Origin of the sequence: Aquitalea sp. ASV11, assembly GCF_016429185.1 — a bacterium.
Classification (GTDB): domain Bacteria; phylum Pseudomonadota; class Gammaproteobacteria; order Burkholderiales; family Chromobacteriaceae; genus Aquitalea; species Aquitalea pelogenes.
In genome coordinates, this window is record NZ_JAELUD010000295.1 from 1 (window position 1) to 297 (window position 297).

Below are 297 nucleotides of genomic sequence, written 5' to 3' on the forward strand. Positions count from 1 at the left end.
ACCGACCCTGCGCAGAAAGCCCGTTTCCAGGCGGATTTGCAAAAGCAGCAAACCCAGCAGGCCGAGCAATTGAAGAAAGCCCAGGCCTTGCAGGAGGAGTCGCGTCGCCTGAGCGAGGAGTCCGAACCTGTCTCTTATACACATCTGACGCTGCCGACGAACAGTAAGATGGGGGGGGGGGGGGGGGGGGGGGGGGGGGGGGAGGGGGGGGGGGGGGGGGGGGGGGGGGGGGGGGGGGGGGGGGGGGGGGGGGGGGGGGGGGGGGGGGGGGGGGGGGGGGGGGGGGGGGGGGGGGGG

General features: G+C 75.1%; 1 protein-coding gene. It reads left to right on the forward strand.

Going from position 1 to position 297, the window contains the following annotated elements; translation table 11 throughout:
• Nucleotides 1–297: hypothetical protein (locus JHD62_RS22225; protein WP_199104684.1), on the forward strand; the 297-nt coding region annotated here is incomplete at both ends.